The organism is Cronobacter condimenti 1330 (assembly GCF_001277255.1).
Lineage (GTDB): Bacteria > Pseudomonadota > Gammaproteobacteria > Enterobacterales > Enterobacteriaceae > Cronobacter > Cronobacter condimenti.
In genome coordinates this window covers 2208073-2231633 of record NZ_CP012264.1, presented here as the reverse complement: position 1 = coordinate 2231633, position 23561 = coordinate 2208073, and the positions used below count along the sequence as shown (strand labels likewise).

22 protein-coding genes are annotated in these 23561 nt (G+C 58.1%); 12 read left to right on the top strand and 10 right to left on the bottom strand.

From position 1 onward, the window contains the following. Positions 1–55: 55 nt before the first annotated feature. Genes AFK62_RS10195 through AFK62_RS10175 form a run of 5 tightly spaced genes read right to left on the bottom strand, consistent with a single transcriptional unit; the run spans position 56 to position 5388 of the window. Positions 56–715, bottom strand: coding sequence for an O-methyltransferase (locus AFK62_RS10195; RefSeq protein WP_007675396.1), 660 nt, complete (start codon positions 713–715; stop codon positions 56–58). A 41-nt stretch (positions 716–756) separates the two neighbouring features. After that, positions 757–2181, bottom strand: coding sequence for an efflux transporter outer membrane subunit (locus AFK62_RS10190; RefSeq protein WP_007675392.1), 1425 nt, complete (start codon positions 2179–2181; stop codon positions 757–759). Then, positions 2181–3263 carry an HlyD family secretion protein gene (locus AFK62_RS10185; RefSeq protein ID WP_053531890.1) on the bottom strand — a complete coding sequence of 361 codons (1083 nt, stop codon included), beginning with the start codon at positions 3261–3263 and terminating at the stop codon, positions 2181–2183. Before AFK62_RS10185 ends, AFK62_RS10190 begins: the two co-directional genes overlap by 1 nt. A gap of 38 nt (positions 3264–3301) precedes the next feature. Further along, complete coding sequence (locus tag AFK62_RS10180; RefSeq protein ID WP_007675386.1) at positions 3302–4957, bottom strand: MFS transporter; 1656 nt, start codon at positions 4955–4957, stop codon at positions 3302–3304. After that, positions 4945–5388 carry a MarR family winged helix-turn-helix transcriptional regulator gene (locus AFK62_RS10175; RefSeq protein WP_007675384.1) on the bottom strand — a complete coding sequence of 148 codons (444 nt, stop codon included), beginning with the start codon at positions 5386–5388 and terminating at the stop codon, positions 4945–4947. The genes AFK62_RS10180 and AFK62_RS10175 overlap by 13 nt, the downstream gene beginning before the upstream one ends. Positions 5389–5577: 189 nt before the next feature. Here AFK62_RS10175 and AFK62_RS10170 point away from each other — a divergent pair, with 189 nt between their 5' ends. The 4 genes from AFK62_RS10170 to aldA all read left to right on the top strand — a co-directional run bounded on the left by AFK62_RS10170 (position 5578) and on the right by aldA (position 9232). Further along, entirely contained in the window at positions 5578–6063 is a 486-nt protein-coding gene (locus AFK62_RS10170) for a GNAT family N-acetyltransferase (RefSeq protein ID WP_007675382.1), read from the top strand. Next, on the top strand, positions 6047–6454 hold the full coding sequence (gene fos / locus AFK62_RS10165) for a fosfomycin resistance glutathione transferase (RefSeq protein ID WP_053531889.1): 408 nt from the start codon (positions 6047–6049) through the stop codon (positions 6452–6454). The genes AFK62_RS10170 and fos overlap by 17 nt, the downstream gene beginning before the upstream one ends. Positions 6455–6782: 328 nt before the next feature. Then, the gene (locus AFK62_RS10160; protein ID WP_007675376.1) at positions 6783–7586 is read left to right on the top strand and encodes a YdcF family protein; all 804 of its coding nucleotides are present in this window, start codon (positions 6783–6785) and stop codon (positions 7584–7586) included. A gap of 206 nt (positions 7587–7792) precedes the next feature. Continuing rightward, positions 7793–9232: an aldehyde dehydrogenase gene (gene aldA / locus AFK62_RS10155; RefSeq protein ID WP_007675371.1), complete on the top strand. Its 1440-nt coding sequence runs from the start codon at positions 7793–7795 to the stop codon at positions 9230–9232. Between the two features lie 30 nt (positions 9233–9262). On the opposite strand, the gene AFK62_RS10150 is transcribed toward aldA, so the two are convergent. Beyond that, complete coding sequence (locus tag AFK62_RS10150; RefSeq protein ID WP_007675369.1) at positions 9263–10198, bottom strand: alpha/beta hydrolase; 936 nt, start codon at positions 10196–10198, stop codon at positions 9263–9265. Between the two features lie 105 nt (positions 10199–10303). On the opposite strand from AFK62_RS10150, the gene cybB reads away from it, so the two are divergent. Then, the gene (gene cybB, locus AFK62_RS10145) at positions 10304–10846 is read left to right on the top strand and encodes a cytochrome b561 (protein WP_007675364.1); all 543 of its coding nucleotides are present in this window, start codon (positions 10304–10306) and stop codon (positions 10844–10846) included. Positions 10847–11016: 170 nt separating this feature from the next. Then, positions 11017–12342, top strand: a complete 1326-nt coding sequence (locus AFK62_RS10140) for an MFS transporter (protein WP_007675362.1) — start codon at positions 11017–11019, stop codon at positions 12340–12342. 21 nt (positions 12343–12363) lie between these two features. Here the strand turns inward: AFK62_RS10140 and AFK62_RS22985 are convergent, their stop codons facing one another. Further along, positions 12364–12498: a hypothetical protein gene (locus AFK62_RS22985; RefSeq protein ID WP_007675357.1), complete on the bottom strand. Its 135-nt coding sequence runs from the start codon at positions 12496–12498 to the stop codon at positions 12364–12366. Positions 12499–13979: 1481 nt separating this feature from the next. Here AFK62_RS22985 and AFK62_RS10130 point away from each other — a divergent pair. From AFK62_RS10130 to AFK62_RS10115, 4 genes are all read left to right on the top strand, one after another. After that, positions 13980–14255 carry a metal/formaldehyde-sensitive transcriptional repressor gene (locus tag AFK62_RS10130; protein WP_007675354.1) on the top strand — a complete coding sequence of 92 codons (276 nt, stop codon included), beginning with the start codon at positions 13980–13982 and terminating at the stop codon, positions 14253–14255. Positions 14256–14286: 31 nt separating this feature from the next. Next, complete coding sequence (locus AFK62_RS10125) at positions 14287–15405, top strand: S-(hydroxymethyl)glutathione dehydrogenase/class III alcohol dehydrogenase (RefSeq protein ID WP_007675350.1); 1119 nt, start codon at positions 14287–14289, stop codon at positions 15403–15405. A gap of 172 nt (positions 15406–15577) precedes the next feature. Beyond that, positions 15578–17275: a methyl-accepting chemotaxis protein gene (locus AFK62_RS10120; RefSeq protein ID WP_053531888.1), complete on the top strand. Its 1698-nt coding sequence runs from the start codon at positions 15578–15580 to the stop codon at positions 17273–17275. 195 nt (positions 17276–17470) lie between these two features. Next, complete coding sequence (locus AFK62_RS10115; RefSeq protein ID WP_007675345.1) at positions 17471–17971, top strand: YciE/YciF ferroxidase family protein; 501 nt, start codon at positions 17471–17473, stop codon at positions 17969–17971. Positions 17972–18112: 141 nt separating this feature from the next. On the opposite strand, the gene AFK62_RS10110 is transcribed toward AFK62_RS10115, so the two are convergent. The 3 genes from AFK62_RS10110 to AFK62_RS22835 all read right to left on the bottom strand — a co-directional run bounded on the left by AFK62_RS10110 (position 18113) and on the right by AFK62_RS22835 (position 20563). Then, entirely contained in the window at positions 18113–19180 is a 1068-nt protein-coding gene (locus AFK62_RS10110) for an alkene reductase (RefSeq protein ID WP_007675340.1), read from the bottom strand. Between the two features lie 119 nt (positions 19181–19299). Continuing rightward, positions 19300–20223, bottom strand: a complete 924-nt coding sequence (locus AFK62_RS10105; protein WP_032984542.1) for a LysR substrate-binding domain-containing protein — start codon at positions 20221–20223, stop codon at positions 19300–19302. Positions 20224–20299: 76 nt separating this feature from the next. Continuing rightward, positions 20300–20563 (bottom strand): hypothetical protein, encoded by a 264-nt coding sequence (locus tag AFK62_RS22835; RefSeq protein ID WP_235509453.1) that lies wholly within the window; start codon positions 20561–20563, stop codon positions 20300–20302. Between the two features lie 15 nt (positions 20564–20578). Here AFK62_RS22835 and hglS point away from each other — a divergent pair, with 15 nt between their 5' ends. After that, positions 20579–21922, top strand: a complete 1344-nt coding sequence (gene hglS / locus AFK62_RS10100) for a 2-oxoadipate dioxygenase/decarboxylase HglS (protein WP_053531887.1) — start codon at positions 20579–20581, stop codon at positions 21920–21922. A gap of 43 nt (positions 21923–21965) precedes the next feature. Then, positions 21966–23477, top strand: coding sequence for a carboxylesterase/lipase family protein (locus tag AFK62_RS10095; RefSeq protein ID WP_007671477.1), 1512 nt, complete (start codon positions 21966–21968; stop codon positions 23475–23477). The last annotated feature ends 84 nt before the right edge of the window (positions 23478–23561 follow it).

Here is a 23561-nt window from a genome sequence, read left to right as displayed (position 1 = left end):
CAGAGAGTGACCGTGAAGGTGGGTGACACTTCACCCACCGCTGCGAGAAAATCGTCTATTTTACGACCGCGAGCGTAAAGCCGTCCCAGCCTTTATGCCCCACGGTTTGCAGCGCGGTGGCGCGCAGGCGTGGGTGGTTGCCGAGCATCTCGATAAACGTGCGCACGCCCTGAACGCGCAAATCCTCGCTTTGCGGGTCAGTGACTGCGCCGCCGCGCACGACGTTATCGCCGATAATCAACGTCCCGGAGCGGGAAAGCGATAACGCCCATTCCAGATAAATCGGGTTACCTGGCTTATCGGCGTCGATAAAAATCACATCAAAGGGCGGTTCGTCCACATACAACGGCAGGCTTTCTACGGCCGGACCGACGCGCAACTGCACTTTCGGCGTGACGCTCGCAAGCGCCAGGTTTGCCGCAGCCACCTGAGCGTGTTCAGCATTGGCCTCAAGCGTCACCACAAGGCCTTCTTCCGGTAATGCGCGCGCGAGCCATATCGTGCTGTACCCGCCAAGCGTGCCGATTTCCAGCACCCGCCTGGCGCCGGTCATCATCACCATGAGTGCCAGAAATTGCCCCTGTAACGGCGAGACATCGTGCGGGGGTAAACCCGCCAGTCGGTTATTTTCCAGTACCTGCGTCATCAGCGGATCGGTGGGAATTAGCGCCTGCGCGAGATACTCGTCCACTTCGCTCCATTCTTGTTGCTGCATCGAACCGCTCTCCAGAAAGCGCGCCGCGAAGGCGCGTTAAACTACGGGTGGGGGTTATAAGCAGCATAGCCGGGTTTCTCGCTCTGCGCCGCTGCGCCCGGCCATCCGCCGCCGAGCGCACGGTAGAGATCCACCTGCGCCAGCAGCAGATTATTTTTCACCTGCACCACATTGAGCTGGGCGCTGAAGAGCGTTCGACGCGCGTCCAGCTCGTCAAGGTAAGAGGCGTAGCCGTTCTGGTAGCGGTTATGCGCAATGCGCAGCGTCTCCTGCGCCGCCTGTTCCTGCGCCTGTAATTCGGTGAGCTGTTCGCCAAGCCGCTCGACGGCATCGAGACTGTCGTTCACCTCTTTAAACGCGTTACGTACGGTGCTTTCATAACTATATAACGCCTGATTTTTCTGTGACGTTGTCACGTCAATCTGTGCATTTAACGCCTCGCGGTTTAACAGCGGGGCGAGTACGCTCGCCCCGACGCTCCAGAGCCGTAGCGGGTTGGCGAGCAATTCCGGCAGGGTGTTCTCCTGAAGCGACCCCGACGCGGTGAGATTAATCCCCGGTAACAGGCGCGCACGGGCGACGGCCAGCTGTGCGTCGCTTGCCACCAGCGTCTGTTCCGCCTGCACAATATCCGGCCTGCGGTTTAACAGCGATGACGGCAGCCGTGAGGGGATAGGCAGCGGGCTTAAGGCATCAAATTCGCCACCGCGCGCAATGGGGCCGGGGTTCTGGCCAGTCAGGATGCTGAGCGCATTTTCCTGTGCCGTGATCTGGTGCTGGATCTGCGGGATTTGCGCCCGGGTGGCGCGCAGCTCCGATTCTGACTGCATCAGTTCCAGGCGCGAGCTGTAACCTGTTTCATACTGACGCTGCGCCAGTTTTAGCGCGTCCTGGCGCGAGGCGAGCGTTGAGGTTGTCACGCGTAACTGCGCATCAAGCGCCAGAAGGGTGATATAGCCGCTTGCGACCTGCGAGGCCACCGTCAGGTTTGCGGCGGCGGCGGCGGCTTTCTGGGCTTCCAGGCTCGCTTTGGCGGCATCGGCGGCGCTGCGGTATCGGCCCCAGATATCGACGTTATACGTCGCGTTCAGGTTGCCTTTGTAAAGGTCGCCGTACACCGGCAGGCCCGTCGCGGCAGATTGCGAGCGGCTGCGCCCGGCGCTGAAGCCCGCGTCGAGTGTCGGAAAGCGGTCGCCCAGGGCCGCCTGCACCTGCGCCTGATACTGATTCACCCGTTCGCGGGCGAGCAGCACATCGCTGTTATAGCGCAGCGCCTGATCCACATAACGGTTCAACGCCACATCGTGAAAATTACGCCACCAGAAGCCTTCGGTGGGTGACGACGGCCCGACTGCGGCGCGCCAGGCGGGGGGGATGATGAGCGACGGGCGGGCCTGCTCAACCCTACTCGTATGACAACCCGTCAGCAGCAGCGCGGCGGCAATGAGCGAATAAGGGCGACGCATTATTTCTCCTCGCTGCGCGTGTTTATGGTGACCTGCACCGACATGCCGGGGCGCAGACGGGCGCGTTTGTCGGCGTCGCCGAGCACGTCAATACGCACCGGGATCCGCTGGGCGATTTTCACAAAATTGCCGGTCGCGTTATCCGGCGTAATTGCGCTGAATTCGACGCCTGTCGCCGGCGAAATGCTCTGCACGCGGCCTTCAAATTTTTCATCGTTCAACGCGTCCACGGTAAAGGTCACCGGCTGGCCGGTTTTCACATCGGCAAGCTGCGTCTCTTTTAAATTTGCGATGACCCAGTTCTGCGGCGGCACCAGTGAGGTAAGGCGTGTCCCCGCAGTGACATAGCCGCCCTGACGTACGGCAATCTGGCCGAGCTGCCCGTCACGCGGCGCGATAATACGGGTGTTTTGCAGGTCTATCTCAGCAAGCTCCAGCGCTGCACGGGCATTTTCCACATCTGCTGCCAGCGAGGCGCGGTTCACAATCACGCTTTGCAGGTTCTGGCGCGAGACTTCAAGCTGTGCGGCGGCCTGCTCGACGCTCGCGCTGCCCTGGGCGGCGCTCGCAATAGCAGCGTCACGCTCGCGCACCGACAGCGACCCGTCCTGCGTCAGCTCTTTAACGCGGCGCAAATCCGCCTGATTATGCAGGCTCTGGGCGCGGGCGCTCGCCAGCGCCGCTTTATTCTGCTCGATGGTCGCCTCGGCGCTGCGGCGCTGTTGCAGGTTATTGGCAAGAGCGGCTTCACGCATGGCAAGCGTCGCTTTCGCCTGGTGTACGCGCTGTTTGTAGATGCGGTCATCGATGGTCATCAGCACATCGCCCTGTTTGACCTGCGCGAAATCCTGCACGTTCACGGCGGTGATATAGCCGTTGACCTGCGGGCTGATAAACGTCGTCATGCCGCGCACGTAGGCATTATCGGTGGATGCCGCATGGCGGGTGAACGGCGGCAGTTGCCAGGCGTACATAATCACCAGCAGACCGACCAGCCCGATGGCACCGGCGGCAAAAAAAGACACCACGCGCAGGTTGTTTTTTTCCGGCGACGCGGGGGTGGGGGCGCCTTGTTGGCTCATCACTACTCCAGAATTATGTCAGTCAAAAAATCGTCAGGTTACTGGCCACTCTGCATGGCTTGCTTTAGCGCCCGTCGTGCGGCGAGCCGCAGGCGGATAAGCCGCCAGAAAATCCACAGCAGCGTGGAAGCGGCGATGGCCGCCGTCAGTAAACAGGTATCGTTATAGGCCAGAATATTCGCCTCGGTGCTCGCGACGGTCTGCAACTGCTGTACCGCCTGGGCGTTAAGTAAGGTCGGATCGTTAAGCACATTGCCCCACAGGCTGCTGTACTGCGACAGCCGTTCGTTTACCAGCGGGTTAAGGGTGGTCAACTGATCGGCCAGCAGGCTGGAGTGGTATTTCTCACGCCAGGTCTGGAAGGTGCCGAGAAGGGCCGAGCCGATAAGCCCACCGAGGTTCTGGCTCATGCCGAACAGCACAGAAAAACTCACCAGGTTGCGCGGGTCGGCGATAACGCCGCCGATGCCCGCAAGCATCGCCGGCGCCAGAAAAAACGCGCTGCCAAAACCAAGCAAAAACTGGCTTATCAGCATTTGGTCGGCGCGGGTCTGGCTGGTGGCCTGACTGTCCATCAAGGAGGCGATAATCATCAGCGCCAGCGAAACCACAATCGGCCAGACGGTTTTCTGCGGGTTAATGGTTAGCGCGCTGGTGACGATGCCGCAGATAACGCCCGCCAGTATCGCCAGCGCAAGGTGCGTCATCTGCTCATTTTGCAGGCCGACATACTGGAGCCAGCCGATAGGCCCGGTGTTTTGCTCGGCCAGCACAATGCGAATCAACACCATGATAAGCCCGAGGCGCACGATGCTGCCGCTGGAGAGCCAGCGGGTGTTAAGCAACGGGTTACTGCGGTTATGTTCAAACGCAATCGCTGTCACGATGAGCACCAGCGCGCCGCCGAGCGCCCAGCCTATCCACGGGGCCTCAAACCACCAGTCGAGCCGCCCGAGTGACAGCGCGCCGCAGAGCAGCGCCATGCCCGGCGCCATCAGGCAGAACGTGATGAAATCCTTTTTCTCGAACACTTTGCGGCGATCGCCCGGCGGCAGTTTGAGCGCGATGACGCAGGCGAGCGAAATCATCGCCAGCCCCAGTTCAAACAGATACAGGCCGCGCCACTCTTCCAGCTCCAGTAATTCGGTGGAGAACAGGCGGGCGATGGGGATAGCAAGCTGCGATCCCGTAATACCGATAGTCAGTGCCTTAAGGCGGTGCTTCGCAGGCCACGCCTGGATCTGGTAATAGATGCCAAGGGAACTCAACGCCGCGCCCACCATCCCGTGGGCGGCGCGCACCATGATGGCCGTATTGATATCGTTAACGAAGAGGTGGAAAAACGTCACCAGCACATAGAGCACCAGGAACCCTTCGGTAAAGGCGCGCAGCCCGTACTGCTGGCGAAATTTCACCAGCAGCAGGTTGATGGAGACGTTCGTCATCACATACACCGCGGGCAGCCAGGCAATTTCCGTCGACCAGGCGGCGAAGGTGCCCTGCAAATTTTGCAGATTGGCGGTGACCATCGCATTACTGAGCGCGCCGGTCAGGCACACCAGCAGCCCCACGATGCCATAGGCGATACGCTTATAAGACGGGTGGTGCGGCGTCGACGGTGAGCCGAGCAGCATCGGTTTTTCATGGGGCGCCCACTCTCGCGGCGCGTAAGGGTCGTGTTTCACCGATCGCATGACTGTTTTTCGATTTCCTGCAACAAACGGTCCAGTACGCGACGCGTCACGGCCAGTTCTTCCGGGGGAATGGTGGAAAGGATAGTCTCCCTGAGACTGTCTGCCTCCACTTTCACTTTCGCAAACAGCGCCTGGCCCTGCGGGGTCGCGACCAGCAGGCGCTTGCGGCGATCGCCCGGTGGCGTGACGCGCTCAATGAGTGACTGCGCCACCAGCCGGTTCAGCAATGGCACCAGCGTAGCGCTCTCCACACCAAGCTGTTGCGCCAGTTCGCCCTGCGAGAGCGGAGTTTCATGGCGCGCGATAGCGGCGACAGCCACCCAGCTCGCCTGGCTCATGCCAAGCCCCTTCAGGCGGCGATCGACCGCCAGCCGCCAGTGATGGGCGGTCATCCAGAGCAGGTGAGAGAAGTTAAGGTCACGCGTTTCCACGGCAGGTATCCATTTCGTTAGTGCTCTAACTATTCTAGGGCCCGCTGTTTTAATAATTCAAGTGAATGTAAATTAATCTTTAAGTAATTCAGTGAATGTCTGAAGCGTGTTGTCTGAATTCCCACAGCACGTTTTACCGCTGCGCTATGCTGTCTGGAGGGGCGGATACCCTGATCACGAGAGAGAACAATGCCTGATTACCTGATAGAACCGACCGACCCGACACACCCGGATGCGATAGCCCTGCTGGCGGCCCTCTCTGAAACGCTGGCGGCGCTGACCGGCAGTTCCGGGCGACAGTCGTTTGATAATGACGATGTCCGTGCTGAAGGCGCGACATTTCTGCTGGCGCGAAATGCGCAGGGTGTGGCTGTTGGTTGTGTGGCCTGTCGGCCGCTGAAGCCCGGCATTGCAGAAATCAAACGCCTGTTCGCATTGCCGGACAACCCCGGCGCAGGCAGCCAGCTGTTAGGCGCGGCGGAGGATTTTGCCCGTAATTATGGCTACGATCAGGCGTGGCTGGAAACCCGGCGCACCAATCAGCGCGCGGTGGAATTCTACCTGCGGCGCGGCTATGAGATTATCGACAATTACGGGCGCTACGTGGGCCAGTGCGACGCGGTCTGTTTCGCGCGTCCGTTACAGGAGACGCCAGACGATGCTGACGGGGCTTAACCATCTGACGCTCGCGGTGGGGGATGTCGGGCGAAGCGTCGCGTTTTATCACGCCCTGTTGGGGCTGCGCCTGCACGCCCGTTGGGACGGCGGTGCGTATCTCTCCTGCGGTGAGTTATGGCTCTGCCTGTCGCCTGACGGCCAGGGCAGCGCGCCTGCTGGCTATACCCATTACGCGTTTAGCATCAGTGAAGCCGATTTCCCGGTCATGTCTGAGAAACTGACGCAGGCGGGAGTGCGCACGTGGAAAACCCATCGCAGCGAAGGGGATTCCTGGTACTTCCTCGACCCGGACGGATATCAGCTTGAGCTGCATGTCGGCAACCTTGCCACGCGCCTCGCCGCCTGCCGTGAACGGCCATACCAGGGAATGACGTTTTATAAAGGCTGACATAAACGACGAGCGCGATTTACTAAACACCCTGTTCAGCAAACCCGGTGTTCAGAAAGACAGATTTTCAGCAAGAAGAGTGCAGCCCAGGCCGTTTTAATTTCCTGAGTGCGCTTTGTTTTACCCAGCAAACATTATGCACGGTATACCCTTCAGTACTGTCTCTCTCCGCTTGCTCGCTCATGCCGTCTTAGAGCGCAGCAATGCGTCATGATTTGGAATTTGTAACAATTAACGGACCGCGTTGCCGGGAGATTAGGAGCTCTCCGGTAGGGGGGCTGTGCGGTGGTGGTTACGCTTAATGCTGGCTTTTTAAAAGGAGGTCACCATGAATATGATGCCTTTTCCTCTGCTTTCGGAAGGCACGCTGGCGCGCGTAAATCTGATTGGCAACTGGCTCGCCCGCAATGATTTTGCCACCGCACCTGGGGCTTCTGACGCGCAGCTTATTGTGCTGGCGGGCAACGCGGTGTTGCCGACCGTCGATGCTGCCGCGCGGCTTGCCAAAGAGAGCGGGTTGCCACTGCTTATCACCGGCGGGCTTGGTCACTCGACGACATTTCTCTATGCCGCCGTGGCACAACATCCGCGCTATAACCATTTGCGCACGACCGGGCTTACCGAAGCGGGCATTCTGGCCCGTATTGCCCGCGATTGCCATGAGGTGCCCGAAGCACAAATTATTGTTGAAGAAAAATCGACCAACAGCGGTGAAAACGCCCGCTTTACCCGCGCGCTGCTGGAGAGGCGCGGCGAGCGTCCGGCGCGGGCCGTGTTGATTCAGGATCCGGTCATGCAGCGACGGACACACGCCACTTTCACTCGCGTCTGGCGTGATGCTCCACACGCCATTCAGTGGCTGAGTTACCCGGGCGTTCAGCCGGTCCTGGAAAACGGCGCGCGAGCGGTGAGGTTCCGTGAACCGTCTGAAGGACTGTGGCCGGTTGAGCGTTATTTGTCGCTGGTGCTCGGCGAAATCCCGCGTCTGCGTAACGACGCTGAGGGCTACGGCCCGGCGGGCCGCGACTTTATCGATGCGGTAGACATTCCGCCTGCGGTCCTGGAGGCCTGGCAGGCGCTGCACGAGGAGCCACAGCTCACCAGCTTTCTGCGCCATCGTTCGCTTGCCTGACGTGAGCGCTGCCCGTTTGTGCGTTTTATGGCGCAAACGGGCAGTGGCATGTTGCTCTTTTGTTACTTTTTACGGCGTTATTCGACACATTTCCCAAGCTACCTCACAATTTCAGCCAAAACGCTTCGCACTATGGCCTGTTATTCGTAGTTTTTTAACAAACCATTCACCTGTTAAAAACATCAACGCGACAGCAGGAGTAAGCGATGACAGCATCCGTACAACATCCGATGTATATCGACGGTCAGTTTGTTCAGTGGCAGGGCGATGCGTGGATCGATGTCGTCAACCCGGCAACGGAAGAGGTGCTCTCCCGTATCCCGGACGGGACGGCGGAAGATGCACGCCGCGCCATCGACGCCGCCGCCCGCGCACAGGACGCCTGGGAGGCGCTACCTGCGATTGAGCGCGCCGGATGGCTGCGAAAAATTGCAGCGGGCATTCGCGCAAAAGCGGCGGAGATAAGCGCACTCATCGTCGCCGAAGGCGGAAAAATCCAGCAGCTCGCGGAAGTGGAGGTTAATTTCACTGCCGATTACATCGATTACATGGCTGAGTGGGCGCGCCGTTACGAAGGCGAAATCATTCAAAGCGATCGCCCGGGCGAAAACATCCTGGTCTTTAAACGCGCGCTTGGCGTCACCACGGGCATTCTGCCGTGGAATTTTCCGTTCTTTTTGATTGCCCGCAAAATGGCGCCCGCGCTCATTACCGGCAATACCATTGTCATCAAACCAAGCGAGTTCACGCCGAATAACGCGATTGCTTTTGCGCAGATTGTCCATGAAGTGGGACTGCCCGCGGGTGTGTTTAACCTCGTGCTGGGACGCGGCGAAACCGTGGGCCAGGAGCTTGCGGGCAACCCGAAAGTCGCGCTGGTCAGCATGACCGGCAGCGTTGGTGCCGGTGAGAAGATAATGGCGGCAGCGGCGAAAAATATCACTAAAGTCTGCCTGGAGCTTGGCGGTAAAGCGCCTGCGATTGTGATGGACGATGCCGATCTGTCGCTTGCCGTGAAAGCGATTGTCGATTCACGCGTCATTAATACCGGGCAGGTCTGTAACTGCGCCGAGCGTGTTTACGTGCAAAAGGGCATTTACGATCGCTTTGTAAGCCAGCTTGGCGAAGCGCTGAACGCTGTTGAGTATGGCAATCCGGCGGCGCGTACTGATATCGCCATGGGGCCGCTTATTAACGGCGCGGCGCTTGAGCGAGTGAAAGAGAAAGTGGCGCGGGCGGTCAGTGAAGGCGCAACGGTTGTGCTTGGCGGCAAAGCGGTCGAGGGCAAAGGCTATTTCTTCCCGCCCACGCTGCTGGTGGATGTGCGCCAGGAGATGAGCATTATGCATGAAGAGACCTTCGGCCCGGTGCTGCCGGTTGTCACCTTCGATACGCTGGAAGAAGCCATCGCGATGGCGAATGACAGCGATTACGGTCTTACCTCGTCGGTTTACACGCAGTCGCTTGCGACCGCGATGAAAGCCATTAAAGGCCTGAAGTTTGGCGAAACCTACATCAATCGTGAAAACTTCGAGGCGATGCAGGGCTTCCACGCGGGCTGGCGCAAATCCGGCATTGGCGGCGCGGACGGCAAACATGGGCTGCATGAATATCTGCAAACCCAGGTCGTCTACCTGCAAAGCTAAGCATGAACGGGCCGCCCACGAGCGGCCCGTTTACGCGAGCTTGTCTTCCAGCCAGTTCATCAGCAATTCCGGCCAGATATGCGCCGGTAAGTCCAGCGCATCGCGGATGCCAAACCCGTGTCGCCCTTTCTCGAACAGATGCATCTCCACCGGCACGCCGTGTGCGTGCAGCGCGTTAAACATCCGCAGACTGTTTTCCACTTTCACCGCCGGATCGTCCACCGCATGCAGTAAAAACGCGGGCGGCGTACGGTCGTTCACGGCGGTCTCTGGCGAATAGCGACGAATTGCCGCCTCATCAGGCATTGTGCCGATAAGCGCCTGACGGGAGCCGGGGTGTGCGTCAGGGGCCTCCATGGTCATCACCGGATAGACGAGCCCCATAAAGGCCGGCCGGGCGCTGCAGGCGTCCGTTTCATCAAGCGGTACGTAGACCGCGTCGTTCCAGCGCGTGCCGAGGCTTGCCGCCGCGTGGCCGCCCGCCGAAAACCCGAGTACGCCGAGCTTCTGTGGATCAAGCTGCCAGCGTGCGGCCTGGGCGCGGATAAGCCGCATGGCGCGCTGGAGATCGGCAAGCGGTGCGTCGGCGCCCTCGGCGTGGTCGTCATCCGGCAGGCGATAGGTCATCACAAACAGCGTATAGCCGCGATCGTTAAAGGCGGGCGCAAGCGCGCTGCCTTCTTTATCCAGCACCACGCGACGGTAAGAGCCACCGGGCGTGACGAGAATGCCCACACCATTAGGCGTTTGCGGCGCGTATACCGTGATGCGCGGGGCGCGAACGCCGGTGACCGAACGGTCAAGCTCGCTTGCCCCGGTGTGATGCGCTTCAAGGGTAAACACCGTATGGCTTGTCTGTGCGCCAGGGGCCTCGCCCTGCGGCCAGACGGACAGGTCGTGGGCGTGGGCGACGGCCTCGCGCATACGCGCCAGTAAGGCTTCCCGGGCGTGAGGGTCGTGTTTCATGCGCGCTCCTTTCTGCAATTGTTGAGTGAATGTATTAAAACTAATGAATATTTAATCTTCTGCCGTTATCCTGGTGTTTTCGTTGCGTTTAATCAGGATAGTCTTATGCGCAGTAAATACACGTCGTTGCAAATCACGCTTCACTGGCTGGTGTTTATTCTGGTGGTGATGGCTTATGCGGCTATGGAATTACGCGGGCTGGTGCCGCGAAGCGTCGGGCGAATGTTTATCTGGACGCACTTTAGCTGCGGCATCGCCATTCTGGTGCTAATGGTGGCGCGACTTGTGGTTCGCGTGAAATATCCGGCACCGGCTATCGTCCCGAAGCCCCGGGCGATGTATATCGGGCTTTCCCATCTGGTGCATCTCATCATTTACCTGATGTTTATTGGCCTGCCAGTGCTGGGTATCACCGCGAAATATTATGGGGGCGGTGAATGGTTCGCCTTTGGCATCCGCATGCCGGTGGCTGCTGAGCCGAATGAAGATCTGGAAATGGAACTGCGCGCCATCCACGCGTTTATCGCTAACCTCAGCTATTTTGTGATTGGGTTACATGCGGGTGCTGCGCTGCTGCACCACTATTTCTGGAAGGACAACACATTACTGCGCATGATGCCGGGCAAACGCAACGCGTCCCGGGGATAACACCGCGTCGAAAGTGTGATCGCGTCTGCTTTTTACGCGCGGTGGCGCGGCGGCGGTCACATTTTGTACGCCGAAAAGTGGGCGGTCTTGCTGAGGCGGCTTATAGATCTATATCTATTATAGAAACACAGCGTGCGCGGTGAGCCGCCGCGCCAGCCGGGAGAGTCATCATGACGCGGTCAGTGCAACGTGAAGTAGCCGGGACAGACGCAGACGAACAGGCGCAGCTGGCGCGCAAATTACGCAAGGTGTTACTCGCGACCGGCGTCGGCCATTTTGTCGAGTGGTTCGATTTCGGGCTCTACGGGACGCTTGCAGCCATCATCGGGATGCAGTTTTTCCAGACCGGCGACCCGGCGGCGGCGCTGCTTTCTTCCTTTGCCGTGTTTGGCGCAGGGTTTGTGATGCGCCCGCTGGGTGGGCTCTATTTCGGTTCGCTCGGCGACCGGATTGGCCGCAAGCGGGTACTGGCGACGGTGATTTTGCTCACTTCCGGCGCGACCTTCGTGATGGGGTTGTTGCCGACCTACCATCAGATTGGCCTGCTGGCGCCTGCGCTGCTGGTGCTTACCCGCCTGGTGCAGGGCTTTGCGGCGGGCGGCGAAACCTCGGGCGCCACGACGTTCCTTGCCGAATATGCACCGGTGCATAAGCGCGGTTATTTCACCTGCTGGATAGACAACTTCGGCTTTATGGCGTTTGTGGCAGGCTCCGGGCTGGTGTTTCTGCTCACCGCCGGGCTTGGCGAAACAACGATGAATGACTGGGGCTGGCGCATTCCGTTTTTGATTGCCGGGCCGCTTGGCTGGGTGGGATTGTATCTGCGTACGCACCTTGAAGACACGCCAGAATTTCAGGCAGCGGCGAAAGCAGGCACGACGCAGGCCGCGCCGCTTCGCACGTCGCTTAGAAGCGCCAGCGGCGCGCTGCTGTTCTGTGTGGGGTTTGTGGTTATCAAAGCCGTAGGGCACTGGATGCTGCAAACCTTTATGCCAGGCTACCTGATAACCCAGATGCATTTCAGCAAGCTTGATGCTTACGCCATTACCACCATCGGCCTGTTCGGCATTGCGGTGCTGGTGCCGTTTATGGGCTGGCTTTCTGACCGCTTCGGCCGCCGCCCGCTGATGCTGGCAGGGTGCGGCGGATTTATCCTTTTTACCTATCCGGCGCTGATGGTGATGGCTAACGGCGATATGCTCTCTGCCGTGCTGGCGATGCTGCTGCTGGGCGCGTTTATCGCCGCGTTTGACGGCGCGTGCAGCGCGGCGATGGCAGAACTCTTCCCGACCAGCGTACGTTACGGCGGCTTGTCAGTGGCGTATAACCTCTCGGTGGCCTTTTTTGGCGGTATCACGCCGTGGTTCTCGGCATTTCTTATCGCCTCGACCGGCAATCTCTTCTCGCCCGCGTTTTACGTGATGGGCGCGGCGCTGATTACCTTTATTACCGTCATGCGCGCTAAAGAAACCGCCGGTTTGCCGCTGCGGCGCTAGCACTTTGCTGCATGCCTGCAGTTAGTCGCGAAACCAGGTAATATCCACGGGCCAGGCGTTGCGCACGCGCAGAAGCTCGAAGCGTACAAACTGCGCCTCGCGGGTATACCAGAAGCCAAACGCGTGCGTCATCTGGTCGTTTACCGTGCGGTTCATCCTGACGAAGGGAAATCATTCTATTATTTCGTCGAATTTTACCGCCGCCGGTTTCAAATGCCTCGTGCCCCCAGGCCTCCTGCTTTTTACACCGCGCCGTGATGACCTTCTGTAAGAGGTTCCGCAATGAGCTATATCATGCTGATGATTTAGGTGAGGTAGTACAGGCAGAGGTAAACATTTTTTGTTCAGGAACATAGATGTGAACCACTTACAGCTATCGGGCAGAGAATAGTAATGCAAAGAGATAAAGCCGCCTTATCGACTGCCTTATGGAACATTCAAAAATGCGCTTATTTGAAGCGTGCAAACGGTAGTCGCGATAAATAACAAATTACAAGGCTGTTCAGGAAGAGGGCGGAAATTAACAGTATTGTTATATGAATATTATCCCATGCGACCGCATCTGTTTCTGTCTGTATGCCGTAGATAAGATTATAAAGTGATTCCTCAGGAATTATGACGAAAAGAAACGTAAGGATAATGACATACACGGCCGTGTAAAAATGCCAAATGAGTAAGTTTTTCAGGATGTTCATTAATATACCTGTATTACGCCATAGGCCCTAAGCGAGGTACCCACCATAACGGGTGGTGAAGCCAGCAATGCACTTCGCAATGTAATGAAGTGATCTTTTGAAGGCAGGGTAATGCAACCTTTACTGATTCCTGCATAACCCGCAGGATGAAGCCTGAAGAGGCCGGAAAAAAGCCGACGCCAGGGCAGCTCAGGTTTGAAAGCGGCTGGCTATTCAAATAAAATTTACAACGAAGCATTACGCATTCCTTTCTATTTAATAAAAATATCAATGACTCCATGAAAAGCATTAGAGCATCTTATTACCCTTGCCGAATATGATAACCGTCTTATGCCCAGATGCTTTTACACCTAAAGTAGGCTTCTTACGCCAAAATTGATTAACAAAAGGAGTTATTTTATTTGTCAATAAGTTCACTGCTCTTCAGTATTTATCAATGATCATAAAGATATTATTGCTGTTAATAATTTGCAGGGAATGCCAGCGAAGCGATTCTACTGGCATTGAGGGCGTACTGCTAAATGTTTCAGTCCTGACTTGCTAAAGCCAGCGTCTATCTACCCAAGCGCCATATACTCGATAAAGGCGGCAATTGGTTAATATTCTTAGATTTAAAACAGACGGTTACGCGCAGTACCTGGAAAGCCCGGGGGGTGATGCCGTAAGGATCGAATGACTTCAGAAGATGATGACGGAATTTTCGATGTGATCACACAGGCTGAAAATGACATGAGAACAAGCGTATTTGCAGATAAACCGGTGGTGTGAGGGATTGGAGCGCGCACATTCTGGGGCAGTTTGGCAGCGGTAAAAAGTCCTCGGTATCCATAGTACCTTCCTCCAGAGCGGATAAGTGTGCAGTAAATTTATGAATATTAATGCCTGCATAAACGTATTTAAAGTGATACCATACCCCCCTATAGTATCAATGAGGCCAACGCTATGCCACATTCTCCTGAGGACAAAAAACGCATTCTGACCCGTGTGCGCCGCATTCGCGGACAGGCGGAGGCGCTGGAGCGCGCGCTGGAGGCGGGCGAACCGTGTATCGCCATTCTTCAGCAAATCGCCGCCGTGCGCGGCGCTGCCAACGGCCTGATGGGCGAGATGGTGGAAATTCACTTAAAAGATGAGCTGGTCAGCGGCGACACCACGCCCGAGCAGCGCGCGCAAAAGATGGCAGAAATCGGTCAGCTTTTGCGCGCTTATCTAAAATAACTACGACGACTCATTAAAACGGAAGGACATTATGAAATCACGTGCAGCAGTCGCATTTGGCCCCGGCAAGCCGCTGGAAATCGTTGAAATTGACGTGGCACCGCCGCAAAAGGGCGAAGTGTTGGTCAAAATTACTCATACCGGCGTGTGTCACACCGATGCCTTTACGCTCTCTGGCGAAGATCCGGAAGGGGTATTCCCGGCCGTGTTAGGCCATGAAGGCGGCGGCGTGGTCGTGGAAGTGGGCGAAGGCGTCACCAGCCTGAAGCCGGGCGATCATGTGATCCCGCTTTATACCGCAGAGTGCGGCGAGTGTAAGTTCTGTAAATCTGGCAAAACGAACCTCTGCCAGGCGGTGCGCGCCACCCAGGGCAAAGGCCTGATGCCGGACGGTACCACCCGTTTCTCCTACAACGGCGAGCCGATTTACCACTACATGGGCACCAGCACCTTCAGTGAATACACCGTGGTAGCTGAAATCTCGCTCGCGAAAGTAAACCCGCAGGCGCCGCTTGATAAAGTCTGCCTGCTCGGCTGTGGCGTGACCACCGGCATCGGCGCGGTACACAATACGGCTAAAGTGAAAGAGGGCGACACCGTTGCGGTGTTCGGTCTTGGCGGGATTGGTCTTGCGGTTATTCAGGGCGCGGTCCAGGCGAAAGCTGGTCGTATTCTGGCGGTCGATACCAACCCGGAGAAATTCAAACTCGCCGGTGAAATGGGCGCGACCGATTTCGTTAACCCGAAAGATTACGACAAACCGGTTCAGGACGTTATCGTTGAGATGACCGATGGCGGTGTTGACTTCAGCTTCGAATGCATCGGCAATGTCAACGTTATGCGCGCGGCCCTGGAATGCTGTCATAAAGGCTGGGGTGAAAGCGTTATCATCGGTGTTGCAGGCGCGGGTCAGGAGATCAAAACGCGTCCGTTCCAGCTGGTCACAGGCCGCGTCTGGCGCGGCTCTGCGTTCGGTGGCGTGAAAGGGCGCACCCAGTTGCCTGGCATGGTGGAAGATGCGATGGCAGGCAAGATTGACCTCGATCCTTTCATCACGCACCGTCTGCCGCTTGAGCAGATCAACGAGGCGTTTGACCTGATGCATGAAGGGAAATCGATTCGTACCGTTATTCACTTCGGCGATAAATAACCTTATTTACCAGCGGCTTAACGGTCGCTGGTTTTTCCTCTCCCCCGACTTTAGTCCTTCTTTTCGAATCTGTGAGCCAGGTATCGCTTTTTAGGGTAAGCGTTTACGCAAATCTGCCGATGTCATAAAGGCAAGACTTTATTTGCATCTTACCCAAAGGGAAATCGTGGCCATGAATAAAACAACAACCCGTGATTCAGGGGCGCTAAGCTTCTGGCATCACATTCGGCTTGTCCCGCTGTTCTCTGTCATTCTGGGAGGGATTCTGGTGTTGTTCGCTCTTTGCGGCGGGCTGGCAGGATACTTCCTCATGCAGGGCGATAGCGCGCTTAATAACGTAACGCAGGAAATTCAGATCCGCAGTGGGCTTGCGGATAGCGCCAACCAGCTTCGCACGGCGCGTATTAATATGATCCACGCGGGTGCCGCCAGCCGTGTGGCGGAGATGGATGCGATGAAGCGCAACATCGCCGACGCAGAAAAGGCGATAGCGCAGGCTAACAAAGGCTTTAAACAGTATATGGATCGCGAGTCGCATGCGGCGTCGGAAGAGGCCGTCGACAGTGAACTCAAATCCCGCTATGACGCCTATATCAGCGGGCTTACGCCGATGCTGAAATTTGCCAAAAACGGCATGTTTGAAGCGATCATTGAACACGAAAACGAAACGGCCCGTAAGCTTGACGACGAGTATAACCAGGTGCTGGCGAAAGCCCTGAACAGCCGGGACGAGCGCGTGGAACAGCTTCGCAGCGACGCCAGCAGCCGCACCCATTTCAGCCTGATGGTGATGGTCGCTGCCTTTATCGTTGCGCTGGTCATGACGCTCCTGACCTTCGTGGTGCTGCGCCGCGTCGTTATCGTGCCACTGCAACACGCCGCGACCCGCATTGAAACTATCGCGAGCGGCGATTTAACGCTGCCGGAAGAAGCAACCGGCCGCAGTGAAATTGGCCGCCTCAGCCAGCATTTGCAGATGATGCAGCGTGCGCTGGTGAAAACCGTCAGCGCTGTGCGCGAAGGCGCGCAGGCGATTTATCAGGGCACCAGTGAAATCTCTGCCGGTAATACCGATCTCTCCTCGCGCACCGAGCAGCAGGCTGCGGCACTGGAGCAGACGGCCGCCAGCATGGAGCAACTGACCGCCACCGTGAAACAGAACGCCGACAACGCCCACCACGCCAGCAAACTGGCGCAGGACGCGTCCGGAAAAGCCACCACCGGCGGACAGATTGTCTCCGGCGTGGTGACCACCATGGGTAACATTTCCAGCAGTTCGAAGAAAATCTCGGAAATCACTGCGGTGATTAACAGCATCGCCTTCCAGACCAACATCCTTGCACTGAACGCCGCGGTGGAAGCGGCGCGCGCGGGTGAGCAGGGCCGCGGGTTTGCGGTGGTGGCAAGCGAAGTGCGTACGCTTGCAAGCCGCAGCGCCCAGGCAGCCAAAGAGATTGAGGGGCTTATCAGTGAGTCCGTCGCGCTTATCGATCGTGGCTCCAGTGAAGTCGTGAACGCAGGCGATACGATGAAAGGGATTGTCGAGGCGGTGAAACGTCTTACTGACATTATGCTTGAAATCGCTTCTGCGTCTGATGAACAGCGCCAGGGCATTGAGCAGGTGGCGCAGGCCATTGCCGAAATGGATAACGTCACCCAGCAGAACGCCTCGCTGGTCGAAGAAGCCTCGGCCGCCGCCGTTTCGCTCGAAGAGCAGGCCGGACGACTGACCCAGGCGGTAGGCACCTTCCGCTTAAGCGGCGTCTCTGCCACTCGTCACGTCGAACCGCAGGCATCAGCTGCGCAGCCGCTGGCGCCGGTCGTACCGCGCGCCGCACTCGCGAAAAGCGAACACTGGGAAACATTCTGATCCATCAAAGGCAGCGCAGTCTGCCCAACGCTCTACTCTTAGCCTGACCTTCGCCGCTCCCGTGAGCGGCTTTTTTTTGCGTATCGTTTTCGGAATATGCTGTATCACTTTTCGCGTTTGCCGCCTGGCTTGTTTTCGCGATCCTTGTCCAGGCTTAAAGGGCTTTACTTTTGATAACCCTAATGGAGGCAAGAGATGCAGATCAAAACCGCTCAGGATCTTTTTGTACATTTACTTTCAGACACCTATAGCGCAGAGAAACAGCTGACCCGCGCTCTGCCGAAGCTGGCGCGTGCCTCTTCTGATGAGAAACTGGCCGCCGCCTTCCGCGCTCACCTTGAGGAAACCCGGGGCCAGATCGAGCGCATCGATCAGGTGGTAGAAAGCGTGCCTGAGCTTAAACTGCGCCGTATCAAATGCGTGGCGATGGAAGGGCTGATTGAAGAAGGCCAGGAAGTCATTGACGAGATTGAACAAGGCCCGGTACGCGACGCTGGCCTTATCGCCGCCGCGCAGAAAGTCGAGCATTATGAAATCGCCGCTTACGGCACACTGTGCACGCTGGCGGAACAGTTAGGCTATAAAGACGCGAAAAAACTGCTGGCAGCAACGCTTGAGGAGGAGAAATCCACCGACGGCAAACTGACCACCATTGCAGAAACTGCAGTCAACGCCAAAGCGTCTAAAGCAGCGTAATCCCGCTTGCACGCGCTTTTACCTTCAATCAGGTAAAGCGTGACGCGCCCAACCCCCGGCTTGCCGGGGGTTTTTTTATGGCTTAAGCGAGCAAAGAAAAGGGCGCTTGCGCGCCCTGATGTGTTTACCCTTGCGATGCGCTTACTGCGCGTCGTCGTCCAGAAAAGGGTAGTCGGTGTAGCCGGTTGCGCCTTCGGCGTAGATAGTCGCGTCGTTAAGCGGATTGTACGGCCCGTTGCGGCGAAAACGCTCTACCAGATCGGGGTTGGCGATATAGAGCTTGCCGAAGGCGGCCGCGTCCGCTTCGCCGCTCGCAATCACTGCTTCGGCGCTCTCTTTGGTCAGTCCTTCGTTGGCAATCCACGCACCGCTAAATTTATGGCGGATTTGCGGACCGACACGATTAGGCGTGTCCAGCGCCTCGCGCGAGAACACAAACGCCAGACGGCGCGCATCCAGTTGCTCCAGCACATAGCCGAACATCGCAACCGGGTTGGAATCCTGCATGGAGTAAGAGTCAGACATCAAATTCAGGTGCACCCCGACGCGGTCGGCAGGCCATTCCGCCAGCAGGGCGTCGACGGCCTCCAGCAGAAAGCGCGCGCGGTTTTCAATGCTGCCGCCGTATTGATCGGTGCGCTGGTTAGAGCCGTCATGCAGGAACTGATCAAACAAATAGCCGTTTGCCGCGTGAATTTCCACGGCGTCGAAACCTGCGCGCTTGGCGTTGATCGCAGCGCGGCGGAAATCTTCAACGATGCCTGGGATCTCGTGCGTTTCCAGTGCGCGTGGGGTTTCATACGGGCGTTTGGGGCGCACGGTCGTCACGTGGCCTTCCGGCGCGATGGCGCTCGGCGCGACCGGTTTTTCACCATTTAAAAAGACCGGATCAGAAACGCGGCCCACGTGCCAGAGCTGCAACACCATTCTGCCGCCCGACTGATGCACGGCATCGACGATTTCACGCCATGCGCCGACCTGTTTTTCTGACCAGATGCCCGGCGTATTCGGATACCCGACGCCCTGCGGGGTTACCGACGTGGCCTCGGTAAAGATAAGCCCGGCGCTTGCACGCTGGCTGTAGTAGGTTTTCACGACCTCGCCCGGCGTACGATCGTTCACCGCACGCATGCGCGTCAGCGGTGCCATGACGACGCGATTTTTTAATTCAAGCGCGCCGATGTTTACCGGTTCTAACAGCGTTGACATCACAACTCTCCCGTCAGTATGAAGGCTTAACTGTCATTTAAACGATATCGCGCGCCAGATGGCAAGCCTGGCGTCTTATTACTTTTCACGATAAGGGATGCCGCCACGGCGTGGCGGACTCAGTTGAGCATCGATTTGCGGATGAAAGAGAGAAGCGCACGCGCGCCCTGTGAGAGCGGGGCATCGACGCGGGTAAGGATGCCTATCGGCTCGCCAGGCCCTGGAATAGCGACCGGCAGCGCGGTCAGCGTCCCCTGGCGTAAATCCTCTTTCACCGCGCCGGAGGGCACAAACCAGACATAGTTGTAATCGACGGTTAGCTGGCGCGACAGCGACGCTGACAGCGTCTCGATACAGGTAGCGGGGAGTTCGCACCCCTGGCTTGCCAGCAGCGTTTCGGCATTATCGCGCGGTACGGTGCCTTTCGGCGAGACCACCACCGGCCACTCCATCACGCGGCTTAGCGTGACGGTATCCTGCAACAGCGGATGACCGGGGCGCACAACAAGCTTCAGGGACTCCATAAACAGCAGTTCGTAATTGAGCCCGGTCATCAGTTCCGGATCGGACATCCGGCCCACGCCAATATCCAGCTCGCCTGATTTCAGGCCCGCCAGCAGCATGGTGTTATTCATGATGGCGACCTGCAGCGTGATATCGCTCTGCTGCTTATGGAACGGGCCTATCACCGCAGGCAACACCCCGAGGGCGGCGGTGGGCAGAGCGCCGATACGCACCACGTCGCAGCCTTCGTCCGGCTTGCGGTTGAGCGCCTGACCGGCGTGGTTTAGCGCATCCAGTACCTTCAGCGCATGGGTGAGGAACTGCTCGCCGGTGAGGGTGAGCTGGGCGCCGAGGCGTCCACGTTCAAACAGCCGCGAGCCGGTGAGCTGCTCCAGCTCGTTTAGCGTCTTCGAGAGTGCAGGCTGGCTCAGATTAAGGGTTTCTGCCGCGCGCCCGAGGGTTCCCTGCTGAGCGACGGCCACGAATGTATGCAGATGGCGCAAGCGAATGCGCTGGGAGAACAAACCGTTTTTTTCCATATCTGATGTTAAAAACAGAGCGGTAGCGGTGACAAGATAACTTGTTTAATTTTGATAACTTGCTAGCAAAATAATATTAACAAAACAGATAAATTTTCAACATCATCTTCCGGTGGGCAGAAGAGATATCCATAAGGCGGCCGCGTAAGCATATTTCCCTGTTATTGATTGTAAGCCAGACGGCACGCGGCTGGCGTCTATTACTCTGCGTTGTCTTTTGTTTTGTCGTGCTTTTTGCCGTCTGTGCTGCTCCGCGCGCGTTGTTACGTTTTGGATCACAAATTGTAAATTCTTCACCGCTGAAACTGCCGCCGTTCTCTACAATCTCAGCAATATTCACTGGAGGCACGACACCATGGCGAACAGCATCACGGCAGATGAGATTCGGGAACATTTTTCACAGGCCATGTCGGCCATGTACCAGAAGGAGGTGCCGCAGTATGGCACCTTGCTGGAACTGGTGGCGGACGTGAACCTGGCGGTACTGGAAAGCCACCCGCAGCTGCATGAGCAGCTCGCCAATGCCGATGAGCTGGCGCGGCTGAACGTCGAGCGCCACGGGGCGATTCGCGTCGGCACCGCCGCTGAGCTGGCGACGCTGAAGCGCATTTTCGCCATTATGGGGATGCACCCGGTCGGTTATTACGATCTCTCCGAGGCTGGCGTGCCGGTGCATTCCACCGCCTTTCGCCCGGTGGATGATATGGCGCTGGCACGCAACCCCTTTCGTATTTTTACTTCCCTGCTGCGCCTTGAACTGATTGAGGATGAAAAGCTGCGCAAACGCGCCGCCGCGGTGCTCTCCCGGCGCGATATTTTTACCCGCCGCTGCTATGAACTGCTCAATATGTATGACGAGCAGGGTGGGTTTGACGCCGCGCAGGCAGAGGAGTTTGTGCAGGAGGCGCTGGAAACGTTCCGCTGGCACAGCCATGCGACGGTGGATGCCGCAACCTATCACGCGCTTCATGATGAACATCGGTTGATTGCCGATGTGGTGTGCTTTCGCGGCTGCCACATTAACCACCTCACGCCGCGCACGCTTGATATCGACCGCGTGCAGGCGCTCATGCCGGAATATGGCATAGCGCCAAAAGCGGTGATAGAAGGGCCGCCACGCCGTGAATTTCCTATCCTGCTGCGCCAGACGAGCTTTAAAGCGCTGGAAGAGCCGATTCGTTTTGGCGGTGACAGCCCCGGCACGCATACCGCGCGCTTTGGCGAAATCGAACAGCGCGGCATGGCGCTGACGCCCAAAGGCCGGGCGCTCTATGACGAGTTGCTGGCGGCGGCGGGGAGCGGCAAGGATAACCTGACGCATCAGCTCCAGTTACAGGAGACGTTCAGCCGCTTTCCCGACAGCGATACGCTGCTGCGCCGCCAGGGCCTGGCCTATTTCCGCTACCGCCTGACGCCCGTTGGCGAAACGCACCGTCACGCCATTCGCCCCGGCGACGATCCGCAGACGCTCATTGAACGCGGCTGGCTGGTGGCGCAGCCGATTATTTATGAAGATTTTCTGCCGGTCAGCGCGGCGGGGATTTTTCAGTCTAACCTCGGCGACGAGGCGCGAGCGCGCCGTCACGGCAATGCCAGCCGTGACGCCTTCGAAGCGGCGCTCGGTTGTCCGGTGCTAAATGAGTTTACGCTCTACCAGGAAGCGGAAGATCGCAGCAAACGACGTTGCGGTCTGCTCTGAAACGGCTACGCTCCCAGGATTGCCATTAAAAAAGGAAGCGATGATGTGCAACCTGGAAGAGCCGATTGTGGCGACCACGCACGGCGATGTGCGTGGCAGTATTGATGGGGCGACGGCGGTTTTTAAGGGGATTCCCTACGCCGCGCCACCCGTAGGCGAGCGCCGCTGGCGCGCGCCGCAACCACCCGAGCCTAGGGGGCAGACGCGGGATGCGACGACCTTTTCCGCAGCCAGCTGGCAGAATGCCGAATTTTGTCGCGAACTGGCGGGGGGCGACCCGGGGGCGTTTAGTGAAGATTGTTTATACCTGAATGTCTGGACGCCGGTCGAGCGCGAGGAGCCGCTGCCGGTGATGGTCTGGCTGCATGGTGGGGGCTTTACGCTCGGCGCAGGCAGCCTGCCGCCGTATGATGGCCGCGCGCTGGCACGTCGCGGCGTGGTGCTGGTCACGCTCAATTACCGCCTGGGACACCTCGGTTTCTTCGCGCATCCTGCGCTTGAGGGCGAAGATACTGCCGGGCCGGTCTACAACTTCGCTTTGCTGGATCAGATAGCTGCCCTGCGCTGGGTGCAGGAGAACATTGCCGCCTTCGGTGGTAACTGTGACAACGTCACGTTATTTGGTGAATCCGCCGGCGCGCGCAGCGTGCTCTCGCTCATGGCCTCGCCGCAGGCGAAGGGGCTGTTTCACAAAGCGATTATCCAGAGCGGTTATACGCTGCCCGATATTCCTCGACGCAAAGCGCTGGCAAACGGCACGGCGCTGACACGCCATCTCGGTTTAAAAAACCCGACGGCGGCGGACCTGCGCGCGCTGCCCGCAGACACGTTCTGGCAACTGACCTCGCCTTATGTCATTGGTCCGGCACCGATTGCGGGTGATATTGTCCTGCCGGAACCGATGCTGGAGACGTTTTTCGCCGCACGCCAGCACCCGGTGCCGGTCATGGTCGGGAGCAATAGCGACGAGGCCAGCGTGCTGGCGTATTTCGGGGTGAATCTGGAAGAGCAGATCCGCAAGTTGCGCCGAGAGCGGCGCTTCGGGCTTGGGCTTATCCGGCTGCTGTACCCTGGCGTTCGCGGCGACCGGGAGCTTGGACGCCAGGTGTGTCGTGATATGGCGTTTACCACGCTGGGTTTTGTCGTCATGCAGGCGCAAAGCCGGCGCGGCGTGCCCTGCTGGCGTTACTGGTTCGATTATGTGGCAGAGGCGGAGCGCGATACCTACGCCCATGGCACCTGGCATGGCAATGAAGTGCCTTACGTTTTCGATAATCTCGCGCTGGCGGACCCGGTTAAAGACTACGCGACGCAGGCGGATCATGCCTTCGCTGCGCAGGTCGCGGATTACTGGGTGCGTTTTGCAAAAGAGGCGGGGGCGCAAAGCCAGGTGCTCGAAGGCCCGGTGCGCTGGCTCGCCTGCGTGCGCGGACGCGATCGCCTGCTGCGTATCGGGCGTAATAAAAAGGCGGGCTGGCGGCTGGAAAATCGCTTTATGCGCGCGCGCATGGCGCTGTTTAAGCGTGTGATGCGCCATCACGTGACGCTGGACTAGCCCAAAAACAAAACCCCGCGCCGGGGCGTGGGGTTATGGACGGTGTTTCCCGAAAGAGAACCCGGCCAGGCCGGGCCACCGTGA

Bases quoted from the DNA above. Each gene is read 5' to 3' on its own strand.
- AFK62_RS10105 (WP_032984542.1), bottom strand. From the start codon at position 20,223: ATGGAAAAAAACGGTTTGTTCTCCCAGCGCATTCGCTTGCGCCATCTG.
- AFK62_RS10110 (WP_007675340.1), bottom strand. From the start codon at position 19,180: ATGTCAACGCTGTTAGAACCGGTAAACATCGGCGCGCTTGAATTAAAA.
- AFK62_RS10140 (WP_007675362.1), top strand. From the start codon at position 11,017: ATGACGCGGTCAGTGCAACGTGAAGTAGCCGGGACAGACGCAGACGAA.
- AFK62_RS10160 (WP_007675376.1), top strand. From the start codon at position 6,783: ATGAATATGATGCCTTTTCCTCTGCTTTCGGAAGGCACGCTGGCGCGC.
- aldA (WP_007675371.1), top strand. From the start codon at position 7,793: ATGACAGCATCCGTACAACATCCGATGTATATCGACGGTCAGTTTGTT.
- AFK62_RS10185 (WP_053531890.1), bottom strand. From the start codon at position 3,263: ATGAGCCAACAAGGCGCCCCCACCCCCGCGTCGCCGGAAAAAAACAAC.
- cybB (WP_007675364.1), top strand. From the start codon at position 10,304: ATGCGCAGTAAATACACGTCGTTGCAAATCACGCTTCACTGGCTGGTG.
- AFK62_RS10095 (WP_007671477.1), top strand. From the start codon at position 21,966: ATGTGCAACCTGGAAGAGCCGATTGTGGCGACCACGCACGGCGATGTG.
- hglS (WP_053531887.1), top strand. From the start codon at position 20,579: ATGGCGAACAGCATCACGGCAGATGAGATTCGGGAACATTTTTCACAG.
- AFK62_RS22985 (WP_007675357.1), bottom strand. From the start codon at position 12,498: ATGAACCGCACGGTAAACGACCAGATGACGCACGCGTTTGGCTTCTGG.
- AFK62_RS10190 (WP_007675392.1), bottom strand. From the start codon at position 2,181: ATGCGTCGCCCTTATTCGCTCATTGCCGCCGCGCTGCTGCTGACGGGT.
- AFK62_RS10170 (WP_007675382.1), top strand. From the start codon at position 5,578: ATGCCTGATTACCTGATAGAACCGACCGACCCGACACACCCGGATGCG.
- fos (WP_053531889.1), top strand. From the start codon at position 6,047: ATGCTGACGGGGCTTAACCATCTGACGCTCGCGGTGGGGGATGTCGGG.
- AFK62_RS10180 (WP_007675386.1), bottom strand. From the start codon at position 4,957: ATGCGATCGGTGAAACACGACCCTTACGCGCCGCGAGAGTGGGCGCCC.
- AFK62_RS10195 (WP_007675396.1), bottom strand. From the start codon at position 715: ATGCAGCAACAAGAATGGAGCGAAGTGGACGAGTATCTCGCGCAGGCG.
- AFK62_RS10125 (WP_007675350.1), top strand. From the start codon at position 14,287: ATGAAATCACGTGCAGCAGTCGCATTTGGCCCCGGCAAGCCGCTGGAA.
- AFK62_RS10115 (WP_007675345.1), top strand. From the start codon at position 17,471: ATGCAGATCAAAACCGCTCAGGATCTTTTTGTACATTTACTTTCAGAC.
- AFK62_RS10120 (WP_053531888.1), top strand. From the start codon at position 15,578: ATGAATAAAACAACAACCCGTGATTCAGGGGCGCTAAGCTTCTGGCAT.
- AFK62_RS10130 (WP_007675354.1), top strand. From the start codon at position 13,980: ATGCCACATTCTCCTGAGGACAAAAAACGCATTCTGACCCGTGTGCGC.
- AFK62_RS10150 (WP_007675369.1), bottom strand. From the start codon at position 10,198: ATGAAACACGACCCTCACGCCCGGGAAGCCTTACTGGCGCGTATGCGC.